The sequence below is a fragment of the Streptomyces sp. NBC_00568 genome (assembly GCF_026341855.1).
Taxonomy (GTDB): domain Bacteria; phylum Actinomycetota; class Actinomycetes; order Streptomycetales; family Streptomycetaceae; genus Streptomyces.
Window position 1 is genome coordinate 2,803,218 of record NZ_JAPENW010000001.1, and the last position, 18,924, is coordinate 2,822,141.

General features: G+C 72.2%; 16 protein-coding genes. 4 read left to right on the forward strand and 12 right to left on the reverse strand.

The window, feature by feature from the left end; translation table 11 throughout:
* Positions 1-32: 32 nt before the first annotated feature.
* Entirely contained in the window at positions 33-2,033 is a 2,001-nt protein-coding gene (locus OOK38_RS12125) for an NAD-binding protein (RefSeq protein ID WP_266848396.1), read from the forward strand.
* Between the two features lie 285 nt (positions 2,034-2,318).
* Here the strand turns inward: OOK38_RS12125 and OOK38_RS12130 are convergent, their stop codons facing one another.
* Positions 2,319-4,148 (reverse strand): prolyl oligopeptidase family serine peptidase, encoded by a 1,830-nt coding sequence (locus OOK38_RS12130; RefSeq protein ID WP_266760975.1) that lies wholly within the window; start codon positions 4,146-4,148, stop codon positions 2,319-2,321.
* A 207-nt stretch (positions 4,149-4,355) separates the two neighbouring features.
* Between OOK38_RS12130 and OOK38_RS12135 the strand changes: the two genes are divergently transcribed.
* Entirely contained in the window at positions 4,356-4,730 is a 375-nt protein-coding gene (locus tag OOK38_RS12135; RefSeq protein WP_266760973.1) for a nuclear transport factor 2 family protein, read from the forward strand.
* A 49-nt stretch (positions 4,731-4,779) separates the two neighbouring features.
* On the forward strand, positions 4,780-5,604 hold the full coding sequence (locus tag OOK38_RS12140; protein ID WP_266760971.1) for an SURF1 family protein: 825 nt from the start codon (positions 4,780-4,782) through the stop codon (positions 5,602-5,604).
* 111 nt (positions 5,605-5,715) lie between these two features.
* Here the strand turns inward: OOK38_RS12140 and OOK38_RS12145 are convergent, their stop codons facing one another.
* The 7 genes from OOK38_RS12145 to OOK38_RS12175 form a co-directional block, all read right to left on the reverse strand.
* A complete protein-coding gene (locus OOK38_RS12145; RefSeq protein WP_266760969.1) occupies positions 5,716-6,834 on the reverse strand; it encodes a hypothetical protein in 1,119 nt (372 codons plus the stop codon).
* A complete protein-coding gene (locus OOK38_RS12150) occupies positions 6,831-7,406 on the reverse strand; it encodes a SigE family RNA polymerase sigma factor (protein WP_323178842.1) in 576 nt (191 codons plus the stop codon). The genes OOK38_RS12145 and OOK38_RS12150 overlap by 4 nt, the downstream gene beginning before the upstream one ends.
* 530 nt (positions 7,407-7,936) lie before the next feature.
* Entirely contained in the window at positions 7,937-8,998 is a 1,062-nt protein-coding gene (locus OOK38_RS12155; protein WP_266760965.1) for an aspartate-semialdehyde dehydrogenase, read from the reverse strand.
* A complete protein-coding gene (locus OOK38_RS12160) occupies positions 8,995-10,287 on the reverse strand; it encodes an aspartate kinase (protein WP_266760963.1) in 1,293 nt (430 codons plus the stop codon). The genes OOK38_RS12155 and OOK38_RS12160 overlap by 4 nt, the downstream gene beginning before the upstream one ends.
* A gap of 341 nt (positions 10,288-10,628) precedes the next feature.
* Entirely contained in the window at positions 10,629-11,288 is a 660-nt protein-coding gene (locus OOK38_RS12165; protein WP_266760961.1) for a DUF5063 domain-containing protein, read from the reverse strand.
* Positions 11,281-11,880, reverse strand: coding sequence for a recombination mediator RecR (recR, locus tag OOK38_RS12170; protein ID WP_266760959.1), 600 nt, complete (start codon positions 11,878-11,880; stop codon positions 11,281-11,283). The genes OOK38_RS12165 and recR overlap by 8 nt, the downstream gene beginning before the upstream one ends.
* Positions 11,881-11,966: 86 nt before the next feature.
* The gene (locus OOK38_RS12175) at positions 11,967-12,311 is read right to left on the reverse strand and encodes a YbaB/EbfC family nucleoid-associated protein (protein WP_266765781.1); all 345 of its coding nucleotides are present in this window, start codon (positions 12,309-12,311) and stop codon (positions 11,967-11,969) included.
* 290 nt (positions 12,312-12,601) lie between these two features.
* Here OOK38_RS12175 and OOK38_RS12180 point away from each other — a divergent pair, with 290 nt between their 5' ends.
* Entirely contained in the window at positions 12,602-13,345 is a 744-nt protein-coding gene (locus tag OOK38_RS12180; RefSeq protein ID WP_266760957.1) for an SLATT domain-containing protein, read from the forward strand.
* A 15-nt stretch (positions 13,346-13,360) separates the two neighbouring features.
* On the opposite strand, the gene OOK38_RS12185 is transcribed toward OOK38_RS12180, so the two are convergent.
* The 4 genes from OOK38_RS12185 to OOK38_RS12200 all read right to left on the reverse strand — a co-directional run bounded on the left by OOK38_RS12185 (position 13,361) and on the right by OOK38_RS12200 (position 18,379).
* Positions 13,361-14,893: a substrate-binding domain-containing protein gene (locus OOK38_RS12185; RefSeq protein ID WP_266760955.1), complete on the reverse strand. Its 1,533-nt coding sequence runs from the start codon at positions 14,891-14,893 to the stop codon at positions 13,361-13,363.
* A gap of 184 nt (positions 14,894-15,077) precedes the next feature.
* The gene (locus tag OOK38_RS12190) at positions 15,078-17,165 is read right to left on the reverse strand and encodes a serine/threonine-protein kinase (protein WP_266760953.1); all 2,088 of its coding nucleotides are present in this window, start codon (positions 17,163-17,165) and stop codon (positions 15,078-15,080) included.
* 78 nt (positions 17,166-17,243) lie between these two features.
* A complete protein-coding gene (locus OOK38_RS12195; RefSeq protein WP_266760951.1) occupies positions 17,244-17,747 on the reverse strand; it encodes a MarR family winged helix-turn-helix transcriptional regulator in 504 nt (167 codons plus the stop codon).
* Complete coding sequence (locus tag OOK38_RS12200) at positions 17,744-18,379, reverse strand: type 1 glutamine amidotransferase family protein (RefSeq protein ID WP_266760949.1); 636 nt, start codon at positions 18,377-18,379, stop codon at positions 17,744-17,746. The genes OOK38_RS12195 and OOK38_RS12200 overlap by 4 nt, the downstream gene beginning before the upstream one ends.
* Positions 18,380-18,924 lie beyond the last annotated feature (545 nt).

Genomic DNA, 18,924 nt, shown 5'->3' on the forward strand with positions numbered 1-18,924 from the left:
CTCAGAGTGCGTCGATTGACGCCGGTGCGCACATGGTGGTGGCCGGGGACGACGCCCTGGCGCACCGGCTGGCCGCCGAGTTGCGTGGGGTGTACGGCGAGCGGGTGACCCTCGTGGTGCCGCCCGCGCAGCACGGTGTACGGCCGCCGGTCGTCGGGCGGACACGGGCCACCGCCCTGTTCGACCGGGTGTCCGCCGCGGTGAACCGGGCCTCCGGGAACGGGAACGGAGGCGGGGCCGGGGCCGGGAGTGGCGAAGCCGGGGGTGCCCGGACAGGTGAGGCTCCCGGTTCCGAGCTGGTGCTGGAGGCCGCCGAACTCACCGAGAGCGTGCTCGCCTACGCGGGTGTCGAGCGGGCCGCCGCACTCGCGCTCGTCTACGACGACGACGAGACCAACATCCGCGCCGCGCTCACCGCCCGCCGGCTCAACCCGCGGATCCGGCTGGTCCTGCGGCTCTACAACCGGCGTCTCGGGCAGCACATCGAAGCCCTCCTGGACCAGGCCTCGGCCCTGGCCAACGCCGCGGCCGCGGCCGACAGCGTGCTCACTGCCGGCGCCGACGCCGGGGCCGCTTCAGGGCCCGATGCCTCGCGGGCGGGCGGGAGCGCCGAGGCCTTCGACGCGTCCACCACCGTGCTGTCCGACGCCGACACGGCCGCGCCCGCGCTGGCCGCGACCGCCGTTGCCGGTACCAGCAAGGTCGTCCAGACCGACGGCCTGATGCTGCGCGCGGTGGAGCGGCCGCCGCCCGGTCCTGGTGAAGTCGCCGATCCCGGGCTGTGCACGCTGGCGCTGCTGTCCGCCACGACCAACGACCCCGCCGGCGCCGACGGTTCGGAGAGCAGCGGAGCGCAGGGTCCCCAACTCCTGCCCGACGAAAGGGCGGTGGCCGCCGCGACCGGACGCGGCACCGTCGTCCTGGAGAACGTGTCGTACTCCGGTCCCGAACTGTCCTCCGGGCGGGGCGTCGTCCCCTGGTTCGGTTCCGTGCTGTCGCGGCGGCTGCGCTGGTCCTTCGCGGGGCTCGTCGCCTGTGTGGTCGGGCTCGCCGTGGCGTCCGTCCTGGTCACCAAGGAGCCTCCGCTCCAGGCGACGTATCTGACACTGCTCGATCTCTTCGCCATCAACGATCCGGCGATCGGTCAGCCGCTCGGGCGGCAGATCCTCCAACTCTGCTCCGGAGTAGTCGGGTTACTGCTGCTGCCGGTGCTGCTCGCCGCCGTGCTGGAGGCGCTCGGCACCTTCCGCAGCGGGTCCGCCCTGCGGAAGCCGCCGCGCGGACTGTCCGGGCACGTGGTGCTGCTCGGGGTCGGCAAGATCGGTACGCGGGTGCTGGCTCGGCTGCGGGAGCTGCGCATTCCCGTCGTGTGCGTCGAGGCCGACCCCGAGGCGCGGGGGCTGGCGCTGGCTCGGCGGCTGCGGGTGCCCGTGGTGCTGGGGGACGTGACGCAGGAAGGTGTGCTGGAGGCCGCCAAGATTCATCGGGCGCACGCGCTGCTGGCGTTGACGAGCGCGGACACGATGAACCTGGAGGCCGTGCTGTACGCACGGACCGTGCGGCCCGATCTTCGGGTCGTACTGCGGCTGTACGACGACGACTTCGCGACCGCCGTGTACCGCACCCTGCGGGCCGCGCATCCCGACGCGCTCACCCGGAGCCGCAGCGTGTCCCATCTGGCCGCGCCCGCGTTCGCTGGGGCGATGATGGGGCGCCAGATCCTCGGGGCGATTCCCGTCGAGCGGCGGGTACTGCTGTTCGCCGCGGTGGACGTGGGCGGACATCCGCAGCTGGAGGGACGCACGGTCGGGGAGGCGTTCCGGGCGGGGGCGTGGCGGGTGCTCGCGCTGGACACGGCGCCGCCCGGAGAACGCCGGGCGGCCCCGGCGTCCGCCTCACGTGGCCCCGGGCTGGTGTGGGACCTGCCCTCCACGTACGTCCTGCGGGCCGAGGACCGCGTGGTGCTCGCCGCGACGCGGCGAGGGCTCGCGGAGCTGCTCGGCCGACGGCCTCGGCAGCGGGCCGGGGCGTAGGGCCGCGCCCGGCCTCGGCATTCGGCCCGCGCCGGGCCCCGGCCGACCTCGGCATTCGGCCCGCGCCGGGCCCCCGGCCCCGTCGGGCACAAGCCCTATGCGGGCCCTGCGCAGACCCAGCGCAGGACCGCGGAAGGGTCTGGGACCTCCCGGGGGGACGCGGCGCAGGGAGGGGACCTGGGCCCTCCCAGACCCCACAACCCTCCCCCTCCTCCCGTCCTCCCCTCCTCCCCCCTCCCAGATGGGGCTCGGGCGCCGGATGGACCCGGGTGGAGGGTGCCGGGGTTACTTCCCCAAGTGGCGCTCCGCGAAGTCCAGTTCCAGGCGGACCTGCTTGATGCGTTCGTCGACCACCAGGGAGCCGTGGCCCGCGTCGTAGCGGTACACCTCGTGGGCGGCTTCGCGGGCGGCGAGACGGTGGACGTAGTTGTCGATCTGGCGGATGGGGCAACGGGGGTCGTTGACACCGGCCGAGATGTACACCGGGGCCTTGACCGCGTCGACGTAGGTCAGCGGGGAGGACGCCTCGAAGCGTTCGGGGACCTCTTCCGGAGTGCCGCCGAGCAGCGTGCGGTCCATGGCCTTCAGCGCCTCCATCTCGTCGTGGTACGCCGTGACGTAGTCGGCGACCGGGACGGCGGCGATGCCGAGGGCCCACGCGTCGGGCTGGACGCCGAGGCCGAGGAGGGTGAGATAGCCGCCCCAGGAACCGCCGGTGAGGATCAGGCGGTCGGGGTCGGCCAGGCCGGACGTCACCGCCCACTCGCGGACCGCCGCGATGTCCTCCAGCTCGATGAGCCCGACGCGGTGCTTGAGCGCGTCGGTCCACGCGCGGCCGTAGCCCGTGGAGCCTCGGTAGTTGACCCGGACCACCGCGTAGCCGTGATCGATCCAGGCCGCCGGGCCCGCCGCGAACGAGTCGCTGTCGTGCCAGGTCGGGCCGCCGTGGATCTCGAAGACGGTGGGCAGCGGGCCGGTGGTGCCCACGGGCCTCTGGATCAGGGCGTGGACACGGCCGCCGGGTCCCTCGACCCAGACGTCCTCCACGGGGACCGATCCCGGAGACTTCAGGCCGGGCGGGTCCAGGACGATCTCGCCGGTCGTCGAACGGACGACCGACGGTTCGGCCGCCGAGGACCACAGGTATTCCACGGTCCCGTCCGGGCGGGCCGTCGCCCCGGAGACCGTGCCGGGCGGGGTCGCGACCTCGGTCAGCTCGCCGGAGGCGAGGTCGTAGCGCCACAGGTCGCTGCGCGCCTCGAAGCTGTGGGCGATGAGGAGGGCCGAGCCGTCCGGATACCACTCGGCGGCCACGTCACCGGGGAGGTCGAGGCGCAGGTCCGTCTGCTCGCCGGTCGTCACCTCCCACACCAGGGGCTCCCAGCGGCCGCGCCGCTGATGCCCGATGAGCAGCCGGCTGTCCCCGTCGACGGGGGCGAAGCCCAGCACCTCGAGGCCCAGCTCGACCGTGCCGCCCTCGGTGTCGTCGAGCTCGGCGACCGCCGAACCGTCCGGGCGCAGCACCCGCAGCGCCGAGTGCATCGCGTCGCCGTGCTCGGTGTGCTCGACGGCGATCAGCGAGCCGTCGTGCGAGAGGTCGCCGACCCCGGCCGACTCGCGGTGCCGGTAGAGCTCCACCGGGGCCTCGCCGGCGCGGGCCAGATGGATCGTCGAGCCGTCGTCGTCCGTCGAGCGGCCCACGACGGACGTACGCCCGTCCCGGCAGATGGCCAGGCCCGCCGGATAGGAGGGGTCGAGACCGGGGACCGCCGGCTCGTCGGTCTCTCCGTCGACCAGGGCGGCTCCGAAGGGGCGGCGGCGCCAGATGCCGAACTCGTCGCCGTCCTTGTCGTCGAACCACCAGATCCACTCGCCGTCGGGCGAGAGCACCCCGTCCGTCGTGCCGTTCGCCCGGTGGGTGACCTGGCGCTGCTCCCCCGTCGCGCGGTCCCACGCGTACAGCTCGTACGTCCCTGTCGCGTTCGAGACGAACAGGGAGCGGTGCGGGGCGTCCTCCGCCCAGTCCGGCAGGGACACACGCGGCGCGCGGAAGCGCTTCTCCCAGTCGGGCATGTCTGCCTGCTGCCGCTCGGTGGACCTGGTGCTCTCAGTCATGGCCCCATAGTGCCTGGCCCGCCCGGCCCGTGCCGACGAGGTCCCCGGCCTGTGGACAACTTCGCGGTTCCCGGGCACTCCGCCGCCCCGCGACCGGTGCGCGGAGCCGAGCCCGCGGTCGGCGACGGCGGGCCGGGGGCCGGTCTCGCCGCGGGGCAGGTGTGCAGGTCAGGGGCGATGTCAGTGCCGGGGTGCAGACTTTTTCGCATGACCGATCTGCGCAAGACCGTCGAGAGTTACTGGGCCGCCGCCAACGCCCGGGAGTGGGTCGCGTTCGCGGACCTGCTGGCCGAGGACGTCGTCTACACCCTGCCGCAGACACGGGAGCGCATCAGCGGCAGGGCGCGGTACGTCGAGTTCAACCGGGAGTATCCGGGGGACTGGCAGGTGCGGATGGAGCGGGTCGTGACCGAGCCCGGTCAGGCCGTCACCTGGACCCTCGTCACCGTGGGTCTGGAGAAGATGCACGCGATCACGTTCTTCACGGCGGACGAGGAGGGCCGCATCGCGACGGTGACCGATTTCTGGCCCGAGCCGTACGAGCCGCCGGCGGGCCGGGAGTATCTGGCCGAGCGCTACTGAGCGGGACCCACGGCCGAGTCCCGCACGGCCGCCCCGTACCGTGGACGGCGTGTACCGGTTCCTGCTGACGCCCCGATGGTGGGGGATCAACGTCTTCGTGCTGTTGGCCATCCCCTTCTGCGTGTTCATGGGGTCGTGGCAGTTGGGGCGCTTCGAGGACCGCGTGCAGGACCACCGGACGGCGGACAAGGCGGCTTCGGCGGCCAAGACGGACCCGGCCCGGCCGCTGGCCGACATGCTGCCCGTGACCACGGAGACGTCCGGCAAGCAGACCACCGCGAAGGGGCGGTACGGCAAGCAGCTCCTCGTGCCCGGCCGCGAACTGGACGGCAGGCGCGGGTACTACGTGCTGACGCTCCTGCGGGTCGACGGCGGCAAGGCGCTGCCCGTCGTCCGGGGCTGGCTGCCCGGTGACGCCGACCCGGCGAAGGCCCCGGCCGCGCCCGGCGGCGAGGTCACCGTCACGGGTGCCCTCCAGGCGTCCGAGAGTCCGGGGTCGAACGGTGTCAGCACGGCCGGGGGTCTTCCCCCGGGGCAGACCGCCGCGATCAGCTCCGCGTCGCTGGTGAACCTCGTGCCGTACGCCCCGTACGACGCGTGGATCACACTGGCCGAGGCCGACGCCGGGATGAAGGCGGTACCTCCGACCGCGCCGCAGAACACGGGCCTGGACCTCAAGGCGTTCCAGAACCTCGGCTACACCGGCGAGTGGTTCGTCTTCGCGGGCTTCGTCGTCTTCATGTGGTTCCGGCTGCTGCGCCGCGAGGTGGAGTTCGCCCGCGACGCCGAACTGGGGCTGCTCCCGGACCCGCCCGAGGGGCAGCCGGGGAACGACGACGCCACCACCGCGGTGACGCCGTCCGCCACTGCCTGACACCACCGCCGCCGGCACCACCGTCTGTCGGCGGGGGCCCGGGGCGAGCCCGATCTCCAGGCACCGCCCCTCGGCCACGCGCCGCGCAACGGTCGGCACGGCGTGCACGGGTCAGGACGCCAGGAGTCCCGTGTGGTAGACCGTGCCCGCGCAGGCGTTGGGGACGGTCACCGATGCCGCCGCGCCGCCCGTCGCCGCCGTGCTGGAGACGATGACGCTGCCGTCCTGCACACCGTCCTCGACGAGGAGCTGGGCCGCGGTGCCGCCGCCCGTCTCGGCCGAGGTGCCGCCGGTGTCGGTGGCGCCTTCCGTGGGGGACGGGTCGGGTGAGGGCTCCACGGTCGGGCACGTCTCCGAGGGCACCCAGGCGAACTTCACCAGATACGAGGCGCCCGGCTGGAGCACCAGGGAGGCGACCTCCGTGGAGGGGTCGGGCAGCCCGGTGGCCGCGTCGCCCGCCACATGCGTCGCCCTACCGACCTTGGCGCCGTCCGCCGCGCCCTGGGCGGCCACGTTGACGGTGCCGGCGCCGGTGACCGTACAGGCGGTCGTGGAGATGTTCGAGACGGTGAAGGAGCCGTAGACCGCGCCGATGGAGTCCGGGCCGGCGGCAACGCCGGAGGCTCCGCCGAGCTGGTTGATCGTGCAGGCCGTGGAGGCCGCGGCCGAGGCCGAGGGGTCGGCACCGCCGGTGGCGGCCCCGCCCGGGCCCGTGCCCTTGTCGCCCGGCTTCTTCGTCTTGTCGCCCGTGCCCTGGCCCTTGGACGTGCCGGCGGAGCCGCCCGTGTCCTTGCCGCCGTCCGTGCCCTTGTCCTGGTTCGCGCCGCCCTGGGTCTGCGCGGTGTTGCCCACCATGGACGGGTCGGCCTTCGACCCGGAGGAGTTGGAGACATGGATGAACGCCGGGATCGCCGTGCCGACGAAGAGCGCCGCCGCGGCCATGCCGACCACGGCCTGGCGCTTGCGGGCCCGTCGGGCCGGTACCGCGCGGCGCAGATGGTCCAGGGTGCCGTGGGAGGGTTCGATCTCCTCGACGGCCTGGTGCAGCAGTCGGCGCAGTGCCAGCTCGTCGGAGCCGAGGCCTTCGGATCCCAGTCCGTCCGTGCCCTGTGTGTCGGGCTGTTCGTCGGGGCCGTGGTTCACAGTTCCGTTCCCAGCGTGCGATTGCTTGTGCTCGTGTTCCGGGCGCCCCTGTTCCTCGGGGCGCCGCCCTTCGTCGTGCTCGCTCATGCCGAGGCCCCCATGGCGACGCGGAGCGCGGCGATACCGCGCGAGCCGTACGCCTTCACCGAACCCAGCGAGATGCCGAGCGTCTCGGCGACCTGGGCCTCGGTCATGTCCGCGAAGTAGCGCAGGACCAGGACCTCGCGCTGGCGGCGCTGGAGCCCCTTCATCGCCTTGATCAGCGCGTCGCGCTCCAACTGGTCGTACGCGCCTTCCTCGGCGCTCGCCATGTCGGGCATCGGCTTCGAGAGGAGCTTGAGGCCGAGGATGCGCCGGCGCAGGGCCGAACGCGAGAGGTTGACGACGGTCTGACGCAGATAGGCGAGCGTCTTCTCCGGGTCCCGCACGCGTTTGCGCGCCGAGTGCACCCGGATGAAGGCTTCCTGGACGACGTCCTCACAGGAGGCGGTGTCGTCGAGCAGGAGCGCCGCGAGGCCGAGAAGCGACCGGTAGTGCGCCCGGTAGGTCTCGGTGAGATGGTCGACGGTGGTTCCCGCCGCCAGGGTGTCCTCGGCGCCGTCGCGCTGGTTCGGGATGCGGGCCGGCCGCGCTGCGGGCATGGGCGCGATCACCGGCATGCCGCCGGGCACGCCGGGGCTGCGGAGTCGGCGGGGTGGACGCAGGGCCGTGCCCCTTGTCTGTACCGCGGTGAATTCGAGTACCTCTGCCACGCCTGTTGGACACACGTCCCCCCGGCAGGGTTGTACGCGACAGGCATCACATTCTCGCCGGGTGTCACATTGGCCGGAATCCCGTCCACGAGAACGCCGCCCGGACGGCCCGTCGGTACGCCGTTCAGCGAGCGCGACAGTGCACTAAATGCCCTCATGCGTAACAGCTCTTCCCCTATGCCCAATGCCCTGTCGCCCCCTGGAGCCGCTGAATGGCGACCGCAAAGACGCTCCCCGCCCTCCACGCGGTTGCGGAGAACGGGGAGCAAAATCTTCGAACGCCCACAGGGGTCCGTTCAAGTGGTCCGGACCATTAAATTGATCACTGGACCACCATAGATCCTACAAACCGATCACCCGCAGAGCACCGGGATTACGGTCGGCGTGCGCCGGGAGCGCAGAACCTGTGGCTCCGGTGCCCGTTCGGCGGACCGGTCCTAGGGGGTCCCGACGATCTCCGCCGCCACCAACTCCGCGATCTGGGCGGTGTTCAGGGCAGCACCCTTGCGCAGGTTGTCCCCGCAGACGAACAGTTCGAGAGCCGTCGAATCGTCCAGGGCCCGGCGGACCCGGCCCACCCAGGTCGGATCGGTGCCCACCACGTCCGCGGGCGTCGGGAACTCACCGGCGGCCGGGTTGTCGAAGAGCACGACGCCCGGCGCGGTGGCCAGAATCTCCCGGGCCTTGTCGACGGTCACCTCGTCCTGGAAGCGGGCGTGCACGGTCAGGGAGTGCGTGGTGACCACGGGGACGCGGACGCAGGTCACGGCGACCTTCAGATGGGGCAGCCCGAGGATCTTGCGGGTCTCGTTGCGTACCTTCATCTCCTCCGAGGACCAGCCGTCCTCGGCGAGCGACCCGGCCCACGGCACCACGTTCAGGGCGACCGGCTCCGGGAACGGGCCCGTGTCGTCGCCCACCGCCCGGCGTACGTCACCGGGGCTGGTCCCCAGTTCCGTACCGGCGACGAGAGACATCTGCCGGCGCAGGGTGTCGACGCCCGCCCGGCCCGCGCCGCTGACCGCCTGGTACGAGGAGACGACGAGCTCGCGCAGCCCGAACTCGGCGTGCAGGGCGCCGAGCGCCACGATCATGGACAGGGTCGTGCAGTTCGGGTTGGAGACGATCCCGCGCGGACGCACGCGGGCGGCGTGCGGATTGACCTCGGGGACGACGAGCGGCACTTCCGGGTCCATCCGGAAGGCGCCGGAGTTGTCGACGACGACCGCGCCCTTGGCGGCGGCGATCGGCGCCCACTGGGCGGCCACCTCGTCCGGTACGTCGAACATGGCGACGTCGACCCCGTCGAAGGCCTCCTCCGACAGGGCCACCACCTCGACCTCGACGCCGCGCACGGCCAGCTTGCGGCCGGCCGAGCGCGGCGAGGCGATCAGACGGATCTCGCCCCAGATGTCCGCGTGCTGGGACAGGATCTGGAGCATGACCGTGCCGACGGCCCCGGTCGCTCCCACGACCGCGAGCGTCGGTCGTCCGGTCATCGCCCGGTGCCTCCGTAGACGACGGCCTCGTCGCTGTCGGAGTCGAGTCCGAAGGCGGTGTGCACGGCGCGTACGGCCTCGTTGACGTCGTCGGCGCGGGTGACCACGGAGATACGGATCTCGGAGGTCGAGATCAGCTCGATGTTGACCCCGGCGTCGGTGAGCGCCTCGAAGAAGCCGGCCGTGACACCCGGGTTCGTCTTCATGCCGGCACCGACGAGCGAGATCTTGCCGATCTGGTCGTCGTAGCGCAGCGACTCGAAGCCGATCACGCCCTTCGCCTTCTCCAGGGCGTCGATGGCCTTGCGGCCCTCGGTCTTCGGGAGGGTGAAGGAGATGTCGGTGAGACCCGTGGTGGCCGCCGACACGTTCTGCACGATCATGTCGATGTTGATCTCGGCATTGGCGATGGCGCGGAAGATCGAGGCGGCCTCGCCCGGCTTGTCCGGGACACCGACGACGGTGACCTTGGCCTCGGAGGTGTCGTGAGCGACACCGGAAATGATGGCCTGCTCCACCTTCTGGTCCCCTTGCTGCTGTGTCTTTCGAACGGGTGGTGCGCTGCTGACCCAGGTGCCCTGAAGCCCGCTGAAGGACGAGCGCACATGGATCGGGATGTTGTAGCGGCGGGCGTATTCCACACAGCGGTGGAGCAGCACCTTGGAGCCCGAGGCGGCGAGCTCCAGCATGTCCTCGAAGGCGATCCAGTCGATCTTCTTCGCCTTCTTCACCACGCGCGGGTCGGCGGTGAACACGCCGTCCACGTCGGTGTAGATCTCGCACACCTCGGCTTCGAGCGCCGCGGCGAGCGCGACGGCCGTGGTGTCGGACCCGCCGCGCCCCAGCGTGGTGATGTCCTTCTTGTCCTGCGAGACGCCCTGGAACCCGGCGACGATGGCGATGTTGCCCTCGTCGAGCGCCGTACGGATACGGCCCGGGGTGACGTCGATGATCCGCGCTTTGTTGTGGACCGAGTCGGTGATGACACCTGCCTGGCTGCCGGTGAAGCTCTGGGCGCTGTGGCCCAGGTTTTTGATCGCCATCGCCAGCAGGGCCATGGAGATCCGCTCTCCGGCGGTCAGCAGCATGTCGAACTCTCGCCCGCTGGGCATCGGAGATACCTGCTCGGCGAGATCGATCAGCTCGTCCGTCGTGTCGCCCATCGCGGAAACGACCACGACCACCTGGTGGCCGTTCTTCTTCGCTTCCACGATTCGCTTGGCGACGCGCTTGATGCCCTCGGCATCGGCTACGGAGGAACCTCCGTACTTCTGCACGACAAGGCCCACGTGCGCTCCTCGCTCAATCCGTCTCTGCACCGCACTACTGCGGTCGGCTCAGTCTAACGAGCGGCCGGATTTCCCTTCCGAGGTATCGCATCGTGAGATGTCCCGCTCACGACGTGATCTCTCGGGATGTCAGGTCAGTAGGGACATCCGGCCGCTCCGAGACGGCACCTGCCCGTGCTGGGGCCCCGGCACTCCGAAAGTGCCCCGAGTCACACCGCAAACCTCTGCCGGAGCGTGCCCGACCGCCCCGCGAACCTCTCCCGGAGCGTGCCCGACCGCCCCGCGAACCTCTCCCGGAGCGTGCCCGACCGCCCCGGGAACCCCCGCCGGAGCGCGGTCGGCTACTTGACCGTGCGCAGGCCGAGCGGCCCGGCGATCTCCTCCGCCATCACCTTGCCGGCCTCCTCCGCGAGGGCCTCCTCACCGAGGTCCTGGTCGGTGTCGAGGCCGTCGAGCTCTTCGAGGGGCTGGTTCAGGCGCACGTGCGCGACCACGGACTGCAGGGCGCGCAGCGTCGCGGAGGCGGTGGAGCCCCAGTTGGAGAAGTAGGAGAACTGCCACCACCAGAGGGCTTCCGTGGTGCGGCCCGCGCGGTAGTGGGCCATGCCGTGGCGGAGGTCGGCCATGACGTCGGCGAGATCGTCGGAGATACGGGCCGGGACCGGGGCCTTGCGGGGCTCGTAGGGGTCGAAGACCTCGGAGTAGACGTCGATCGGCTCGAGCATCACCGCGAGACGCTCGCGGAGTTCGTCCACATCCGCCTCCGGGCCGAGGTCCGGCTCGTAACGCTCGTCGGGGACGATGTCCTCGTGCGCGCCGAGACGGCCGCCTGCCAGGAGGAGTTGGGAGACCTCCAGGAGGAGGAAGGGCACGGCCGAGTCCGGCTCGTCGCCCTTGGCCACCTCGGTGACGGCGACCAGGAAGCTCTCTACCTGGTCCGCGATCTGGACCACGAAGTCGTCGGGGTCAGGGCTGGTCGCGTGCAGCGTGGCGTCAGACATCTAGGAGTCGTCTCCCCTCGAAGGCGCGGCCGAGCGTGACCTCGTCCGCGTATTCCAGGTCGCCACCCACCGGGAGGCCGCTGGCCAGGCGGGTGACCTTGAGGCCCATGGGCTTGATCATGCGGGCGAGATACGTGGCCGTGGCCTCGCCCTCCAGGTTCGGGTCCGTGGCCAGGATGAGCTCGGTGACCGCGCCGTCGGCGAGGCGGGCCAGGAGTTCCCTTATCCGCAGGTCGTCCGGGCCGACGCCCTCGATCGGGCTGATCGCGCCGCCGAGCACGTGGTACTTGCCCCGGAACTCACGTGTCCGCTCGACCGCGACGACGTCCTTCGGCTCCTCCACCACACAGATCACCGAGAGGTCGCGGCGCGGGTCACGGCAGATGCTGCACAGCTCCTCCTGCGCGACGTTGCCGCAGGTCGCGCAGAAGCGGACCCTCTCCTTGACTTCCAGGAGGGTCTTCGCGAGCCGGCGGACGTCCGCCGGCTCCGCCTGCAGGATGTGGAAGGCGATCCGCTGCGCGCTCTTGGGACCGACGCCGGGGAGCCGCCCCAGTTCGTCGATGAGGTCCTGAACAACGCCTTCGTACAACGGATCGCCTTTCCGAGTGCCCTGGTACCGCCGGGTTCCGTCTTACGTTTCTTCCTGGTGCGTACGGTAGTTGGCCGCCACCGGTCTTAGAAGGGCAGACCGGGGATGCCGCTGCCGCCGCCGAGCCCCTGGGTGAGCGGGCCGAGCGTCTGCTGCTGGAGCGCCTGCGCGTTCTCGTTCGCCGCCTGGACGGCCGCGACGATCAGGTCGGCGAGCGTCTCGGTGTCCTCGGGGTCGACCGCCTTCGGGTCGATCACCAGGCCGCGAAGCTCTCCGGAGCCTGTCACGGTCGCCTTCACCAGGCCGCCGCCCGACTGGCCCCCGACCTCCGTCCGCGCCAGCTCCTCCTGCGCGTTCGCCAGGTCCTGCTGCATCTTCTGGGCCTGCTGCAACAACTGCTGCATATTGGGCTGGCCACCACCGGGAATCACGATCAGCTCCTGGTTTCGAGTACGGCTGTCCGGACCGTTTTTCCTGTCCAGCATGAGCCTACGTGGTCGACGGGCCCGTCGCCCAAGCACTCTTTCGAGTGACACCGTCGCGTCGCCTATACCTGATCAAGACCCTCTTCCGGGCGGAAAGGCATGGAAACCAGGTCCATCGCCACCCATTGGGCGGTAGGAAGGGGGCGGCGCATTTGCACCACGCGTCACAAGGCGTCACGCAACGTCAGTTTCATGACCATCGTCCGTCATCACCGTCGTCAGTTAGGGAGTGCCGGGTGAGTCAGCCGGAGATGCAGCCCGAGGGGCCGCCCCAGGACGGGCGGAGCGAGGGGGCGGCGGGGCTGCGGCCGGGTGACCTGACCGGTCGGCCGTTCCCGCTCGGCGACTGGGGGGAGCCGGCCGAGCGGCTCCATGAGCTCTACCGGTGGGTGGAGCAGGGGGCGCTCGACACGGCGGCCTGGTACCTGTCCGACCGCACGTGGAAGCGGTGGGGGGCGCGGCTGCTGCGGTGCGGGGCCGCGCTGGGAGCCGTCGCCGGGGCCGCGCTGCCGTTGCTCGACCTCACCGGGTCCGTGAGCGGTGCCGCCCCGTGGGGGTATCTGGCGCTGCTGTCCGCGGTCGCCTGCGTCGCCGTCGACCGGTTCTTCGGAGTGACCTCCGGATGGATAAGGGACGTGGCCACCGCGCAGGCCGTGCAGCGGCGGCTTCAGGTACTTCAGTTCGACTGGGCGTCCGAGAGCGTCCGGGAGGTCCTCGGGCCCACGGACGGGACGGCCAGCGAGGCGGCCGACCGGTGTCTCGGGGTGCTGCGGAAGTTCTCGGAGGACATCACGGAGCTGGTGCGCACCGAGACGGCGGACTGGATGGTGGAGTTCCGCACGGGACCGGCGCCGCTCGGGATCCAGTCGTCATCGGCGGGAGCCCCCCGGGTCGACGGGTCGCCCCTGAACGGACGCGTGCCGCTGCCGCCGGGAACCCGCCCGAACATGCCCCGCCAGCGCCCGCCGGAGCCCCGGTAGCGGCCCCGGGCGGCGTCATCCGGCGCCGCAGATCTTCAGCCCGACCGGCGTCCCGCACGGCAGATGGCCGTGGGTGCGGACGACGTCCTGGCCACTGCCCCGGCTGAGGTAGGAGAGGAAGCTGGAGGCGAGGGAGTCGGCGGGCGGCTGTCCGTAGGTGTAGGCGTACTCGATCTCGCGGTACGGGTAGTCCGAGGTGCCGTGCTCCAGGTCCTCGACGGAGGCGGTGTGACCGTCGAGGCCGATCCTGTGCAGACCCGTGTGGCCGCCCGCGCTGTTGAGTTCGCTGTAGCCGATCGCGCCGGGCAGCTTGGCGACCGTGTTCAGCACCTGCTCCGTGGAGTCGAGTTCGCAGCGGACCAGCGGTGCCGTCGCGTCGTCCTTGTGGACGCAGTCCAGCGAGGAGTTGGCGATCTCGCCGCGGCCGAGCACCCGCCGCTGGAACACCTGCCGGGTACCGGAGTTGGCGTCCCGGCTGACGAGCAGGACGGGCCGGTCGGGTCCGCCGAGCTGCTTCCAGTTCCTGATCTCACCGCGGTAGAGGCGTCGTACGTCGGTCAGCGACAGGTTCCTGACCGGGAGGCCGTCGTTGGCGACCAGCGCGAAGACCGACACCGCGATCCGGTTCTCCCTCAGCCGAGGGAAGTCGCCCGGCTTGGGGCCGTCGGAGAGGGCGACGACGGCCGGGGACCCGTTCTTCGACTCCCGCCCTGCCGCGTCGAGTTCGCGCACGCCGGCCGTGCTGCCGTGGGCGTCGACCGTGATGGCGGAGCCTTCGCAGTCCTGCTCGTACTTCTCGGCCAGTTCGCGCATCACGGGTTCGAACGCGGTCGAGCCCGTGACGGTCAGGGAGCCCCGCGCGCAGCCGATCGGCGGTCGCGAGTCGTCGCGCAGGACGACGAGCAGGGCGAGCGTCACGACGCACACCGTCAGCATCACGGTGATCAGCCGGGCGGCGCGGCTGAACAGCGGCGGCTGGTCGTCCGGTGTCGTACTGCGGTTGGGCCGGACCTCGCCGTCCCGCAGGCCGCCGACGATCCGGATCGGGCACCCCACGTCGCCGCCCGACAGCAGGACGAGCAGCTTGAAGTGCTCGCCCCGGTTGAGCGGGACCCGCGGGATGCGCAGCGTGCCGTCCGTGTAACTGAGACCGGCGGCCGGGGTGAAGTGGTCCATCAGGTGGTCGGTGCCGGGCGGCTGGGTCACGGACACACCGCGGATCGTGCGGTCGGTGAACACCGCGGTCAGACCGTGCCGTTCACGGCTCGTGTAGTCGTCCCCGGCGATGCTCTGCGAGCCGTCGTTCTCGATCCGCAGCAGCACGAGGGTGGCGTCGGCCATGCCGGGCGCCTCGTCGAACAGCCCGAGCCGCACGTTCGCGCGTCCCGAACGGACGTCGTCGCCTATCGGGTTGTCCATCTGGACGCGGTAGCCGACCTGTTTGCGACGCGGCACCCTGCGCTCGTACCAGACCATCACGGCGGAGGCGACGACGCCGATGACGGCGGTCCCGACGGCCACGACGTTCTCTGCGCTCAGCCACTCCACTGTGAGCCACTCCCCCGAGCCTGCGGTGCGGTCACCGTACGACTCCGGCCGGAAACAGCCCACATACGGGAAGTGAACTTCAACCACCTTGGCCGGCACGGCAGTCGGCGTGCCGACCAAGGGCCTCACAGGCCGCGGGACTCCTGGAGACCCGCGGTCCGTGGTCCGCGGTCCGCCAGCGGGCTCAGCCGCTCTTCGTGTAGGTGAGTGCCTCGCCCGAGTTGGTGTTCACCCGGCGCAGCCGGCCGTCCGACAGAAGGGTGACCTCGGAGGCGGCGCCCGGGGAGCACGAGGACGCCGGTTCGCCGGAGGTGACCTGGGAGGGGCCGATCTCCAGCGGTCCGCCGGCGCCGGGGGCCTCGGTCAGGGCGGCCTCGAAGACGCAGTGGTAGGTGCCGCTGCCGGCCGGGCCGTCCGCGGTGAGCGTCAGCACCGTGTCGCCGACCTCGCCCTGCTGGATGGTCAGCCGGCGGGTGTTGTGACCGGTGGCGTTGTCGATGCTGGAGTCCCAGGTGCCGAGGAAGGCCTCCGGGACGGTGCCGTCCGAGGAGGCCTCGGCGCTGGGCGACCCGGAGCCGGCGGACGGCTCCTGCGAGGTGCTCTGCCCCGGTGTGGTCTGCGCGCCGGAGGCCGGCGTGGACGCCTTGGGGTCGTCCTGGCCACCGCCCGTACCGCCCTTCAGCAGCGCGTACACGCTGCCGCCCGCGCCGAGCGCGACGACCAGGGCCACGGCGACGAGGAGGGCGGTGGACCGGCCGCTCCTGCGCTGGGGTTCGGGGCCGAGCGGGACGGCGGGGCCGTACGGAGGGGTCGGGCCGTAGGGCGGGGTGACGCCGCCGGGGCCGTACGGGCCCGTGGCGACGCCCGGTCCGTAGGGAGGGGTCGAGCCGTACGGCGGCTGCTGCTGGGGCGAGCCCCACCCGGCCTGCGGGTAGCCGTACGCGGGGTGGGCCGGGCCCTGGCCGGAGGGCTGCGGGTGCTGCTGCGGGTAGCCGTAGGCCGGGTGCGGGGCGGCCGGTGCCGCCGGGGGCGGCGTCTGGCCCGAGCCCGCGACGAGGGTGGGGAGATGGTTCACGGGGCCGGGCTGCCCGGGCGGAGGCGGGGTGGCGCCCTCGTCGGCCGGCGTGGGCGCGTGCTCCGGGGAGGCTTCGGCGGACGCGGCGGGCGTCGAGGAGGACGCGGACGGCGTCGAGGAGGAGGCCGAGGCCGAGGAAGCGGGCGCGGCGGACGGCGGCTTGGAGAGGTCCGGGGCGGGGACCGACGGTGCCGGGGCCGGAGGCAGGGCGGGCATCGCCGGAACGGGAGCGGCACCGGGCACCGGGGCACCGGACCCGGACTGCTCCTGCCCCTCGTCGGGGTTCTCCGTGTCGAGCAGTTTCACCGCGTGGCGGCCGAGCTGGGCCACCAGCGCGGCGGGCAGCCAAGGATCGAGGGCGCGCCCGTCCGAGACCGTGTCCTCCGCGCCCGTGCGCGCCAGGATCTCGTCGAGGCCGGGCCGGGCGTCGGGGTCCTTGCGCAGACAGGCGCGCACGAGATCGGCGAGGCCCTCGGGCACGCCCGTCAGGTCCGGGTCCTCCTGCGCGATGCGGAACATCATGGCGTGCACACCACTGTTGGCCGCCCCGAACGGAAGGGCGCCGGTCGCGGCGTACGACAGGACCGAGCCGAGGCAGAAGATGTCGCACGCGGGGGTGACCCGGTCGCCGCGCACCTGCTCGGGGGCCATGAACCCGGGCGAGCCGACGAGCGCCCCGGTGTGCGTCAGACCGCCGTCGGTCACCGTCTCCAGGGCGCGCGCGATGCCGAAGTCGATGACGCGGGGGCCGTCGATGGTGACGAGGACGTTCGAAGGCTTGAGGTCGCGGTGGATGAGGCCCGCGGCGTGGATGTCCTTCAGCGCGTGCGCGAGGCCCGCGGCAAGGATGCGCACGGAACGCTCGGGCAGTGCGCCGTGGTCGCGTCCCACGACGGCCTGGAGCGAGGGCCCCGCGACATAGCCGGTGGCCACCCACGGGATCGCGGCCTCGGTGTCCGCGTCCAGGACGGGTGCGGTCCAGAGCCCGCCGACCCGGCGCGCAGCCCGCACCTCCTGGCGGAAGCGGGCCCGGAACTCCTCCTGCTCGGCGAGTTCCGGACGGACGAGTTTGACGGCGACCGTACGTCCCCGGTCGGAGCGCGCGAGATAGACGTGGCCCATCCCGCCGGCACCGAGCCGCGCCAGCAGTCGGTACGCCCCGATCTGGTGCGGATCCCCTGCCCCCAGGTTCTCCATGGCTGCGCCCACCCTCCCCCGTATGCGTGCAACAGACCGAGGATAGTGCGCCGTACGGGGAGGTGGACGGGGCGGTGTCTACGGTTCCGTCACGGCTGGTGCCGTTTTCGTAACAGGTGCCGCCGGATCCGTGGTCTCCGGCGCCTCCAGATCGTCGAGGACGGCCGACAGTCGCTCCAGGACGCGGACGGTCTCGGCGAGCCCGTCAGCGCCGAGCGCCTCGGCGAGCCGGTCGGCGAAGGCGGCGTGGCCGGGGCCGATCTCCGCGACGGCGGCGCGGCCCCGCTCGGTCGGGGAGAGGAGCTTGGCGCGGCGGTGGGCGGGGTTGGGCTGGTACTCGGCGAGCCCTCGGTCCACGAGCAGGTCGGCGACGCGCTGCACGCTCTGCCGGGTGATGCCCATGACGCGGGCGATCCCGGAGACGGGCAGGGGTTCGCCGAGGACGGCGCCGAGCACCTGCCACCAGGCGGCGGTGATCCCGGCGGGCCGGGCCAGCTCCTCGGCCACGGAGAGGTACTGCCCGTTCAGCCGGAAGACCGCGAGGGCGCTGCGGCTGAACAGGTCCTGTCGCCGTCGGCTCACCGGCCCGCCTTCTCCAGTACGGCGTACGCCTCGGCGTCGGAGTCGTGGAAGAGCCGGTACCAGGCGTCCAGGACCTCGCCCTCGTAGACCCCGAGCAGCCGGAAGACCTCGCGGGCGAAGGCGACGGGTTCGGTGGGCCCCGCGGTGACGAGCCCACCGTCGGTGACGGCGTCGGCGTCGGTGTACCGCTCGCCGCCCCGGTACCCCGTGGCGGCGAGGTAGAAGGAAACGGCGCTGGTGTGGTCCCGGTCGTCGAGCAGCCCCTCGCGGGCGAGGCCGGCCGTCGCCCCGCAGATCGCGGCGACGGGGACACCCGCGTCGAGGAACGCGCGGGCGGTACTGGCGAAGGGCGCGAGGTCCTCGGAGGTGTCCCAGAGGTCGGCGCCGGTGAGGACGAGCAGCGAGCTGTCCTCGGGGCGGAGCTCGTCGAGCGCCAGGTCGGGCTGGACGCGCAGCCCTCCGATGGTGGTCACCGGCTCCCGGCCGGGGCCGACCGTGCGGATCGGGTAACCGGCTCGGGCGAGATAGGCCGTCGTGTGCCCCGTCTCCCAGTCGGCGAAGGTGTCGTAGACGGCGAGGTGGACGGGCTTGCGGGGTGTGGAACCCGTGCCGGCGTCTGCGGTGGTGTTCATGACTCCTCCTCGGCGAGCGGAAGCAACTTATGTAAGCATGCTGTCAATAAGACAGGATGCTGTCAAGTACTCGGTGAGCACACCGACCCCGCCCGGCCACCGCTCGGCCGGCCGGGCGGTGGCCCCCGGGGAAGGCACACGGAGCCCGCCCGGAAGCGCCCCGCGGGCCGAACGCGGGCCGAACGGAGGCAGCGTGGGACGGCCGGGCGGGGACCCCGTGAAGCCGCCCGGAGCCCACCGGAGACGGCCCGCGGCCCGCCGGAAGACGGCCCGGAGGTACCCGAGTAGGCCCGCCGGAAGACGGCCCGGAGGTATCCGGGTACGCCGGCAGTAGGCGGCCCGGAGATAGCCGGGTAAGCCGCCCGTGGACGGCCCGGACGCCGAGGCCGGACCGGGGAAGCCGTCGGCGGACCGGCGGAAGTCGACCCGAGGCCGAAGGAGGCGGCCGGACGCCGGACCCAGAGCCCCCGAGGCGGTCCGGGCGCCGAGCCGGGGACCCGTGGCGCTGCGTGTGGGCATCCCGCGCGCCCCGGCCAAGCCCGACA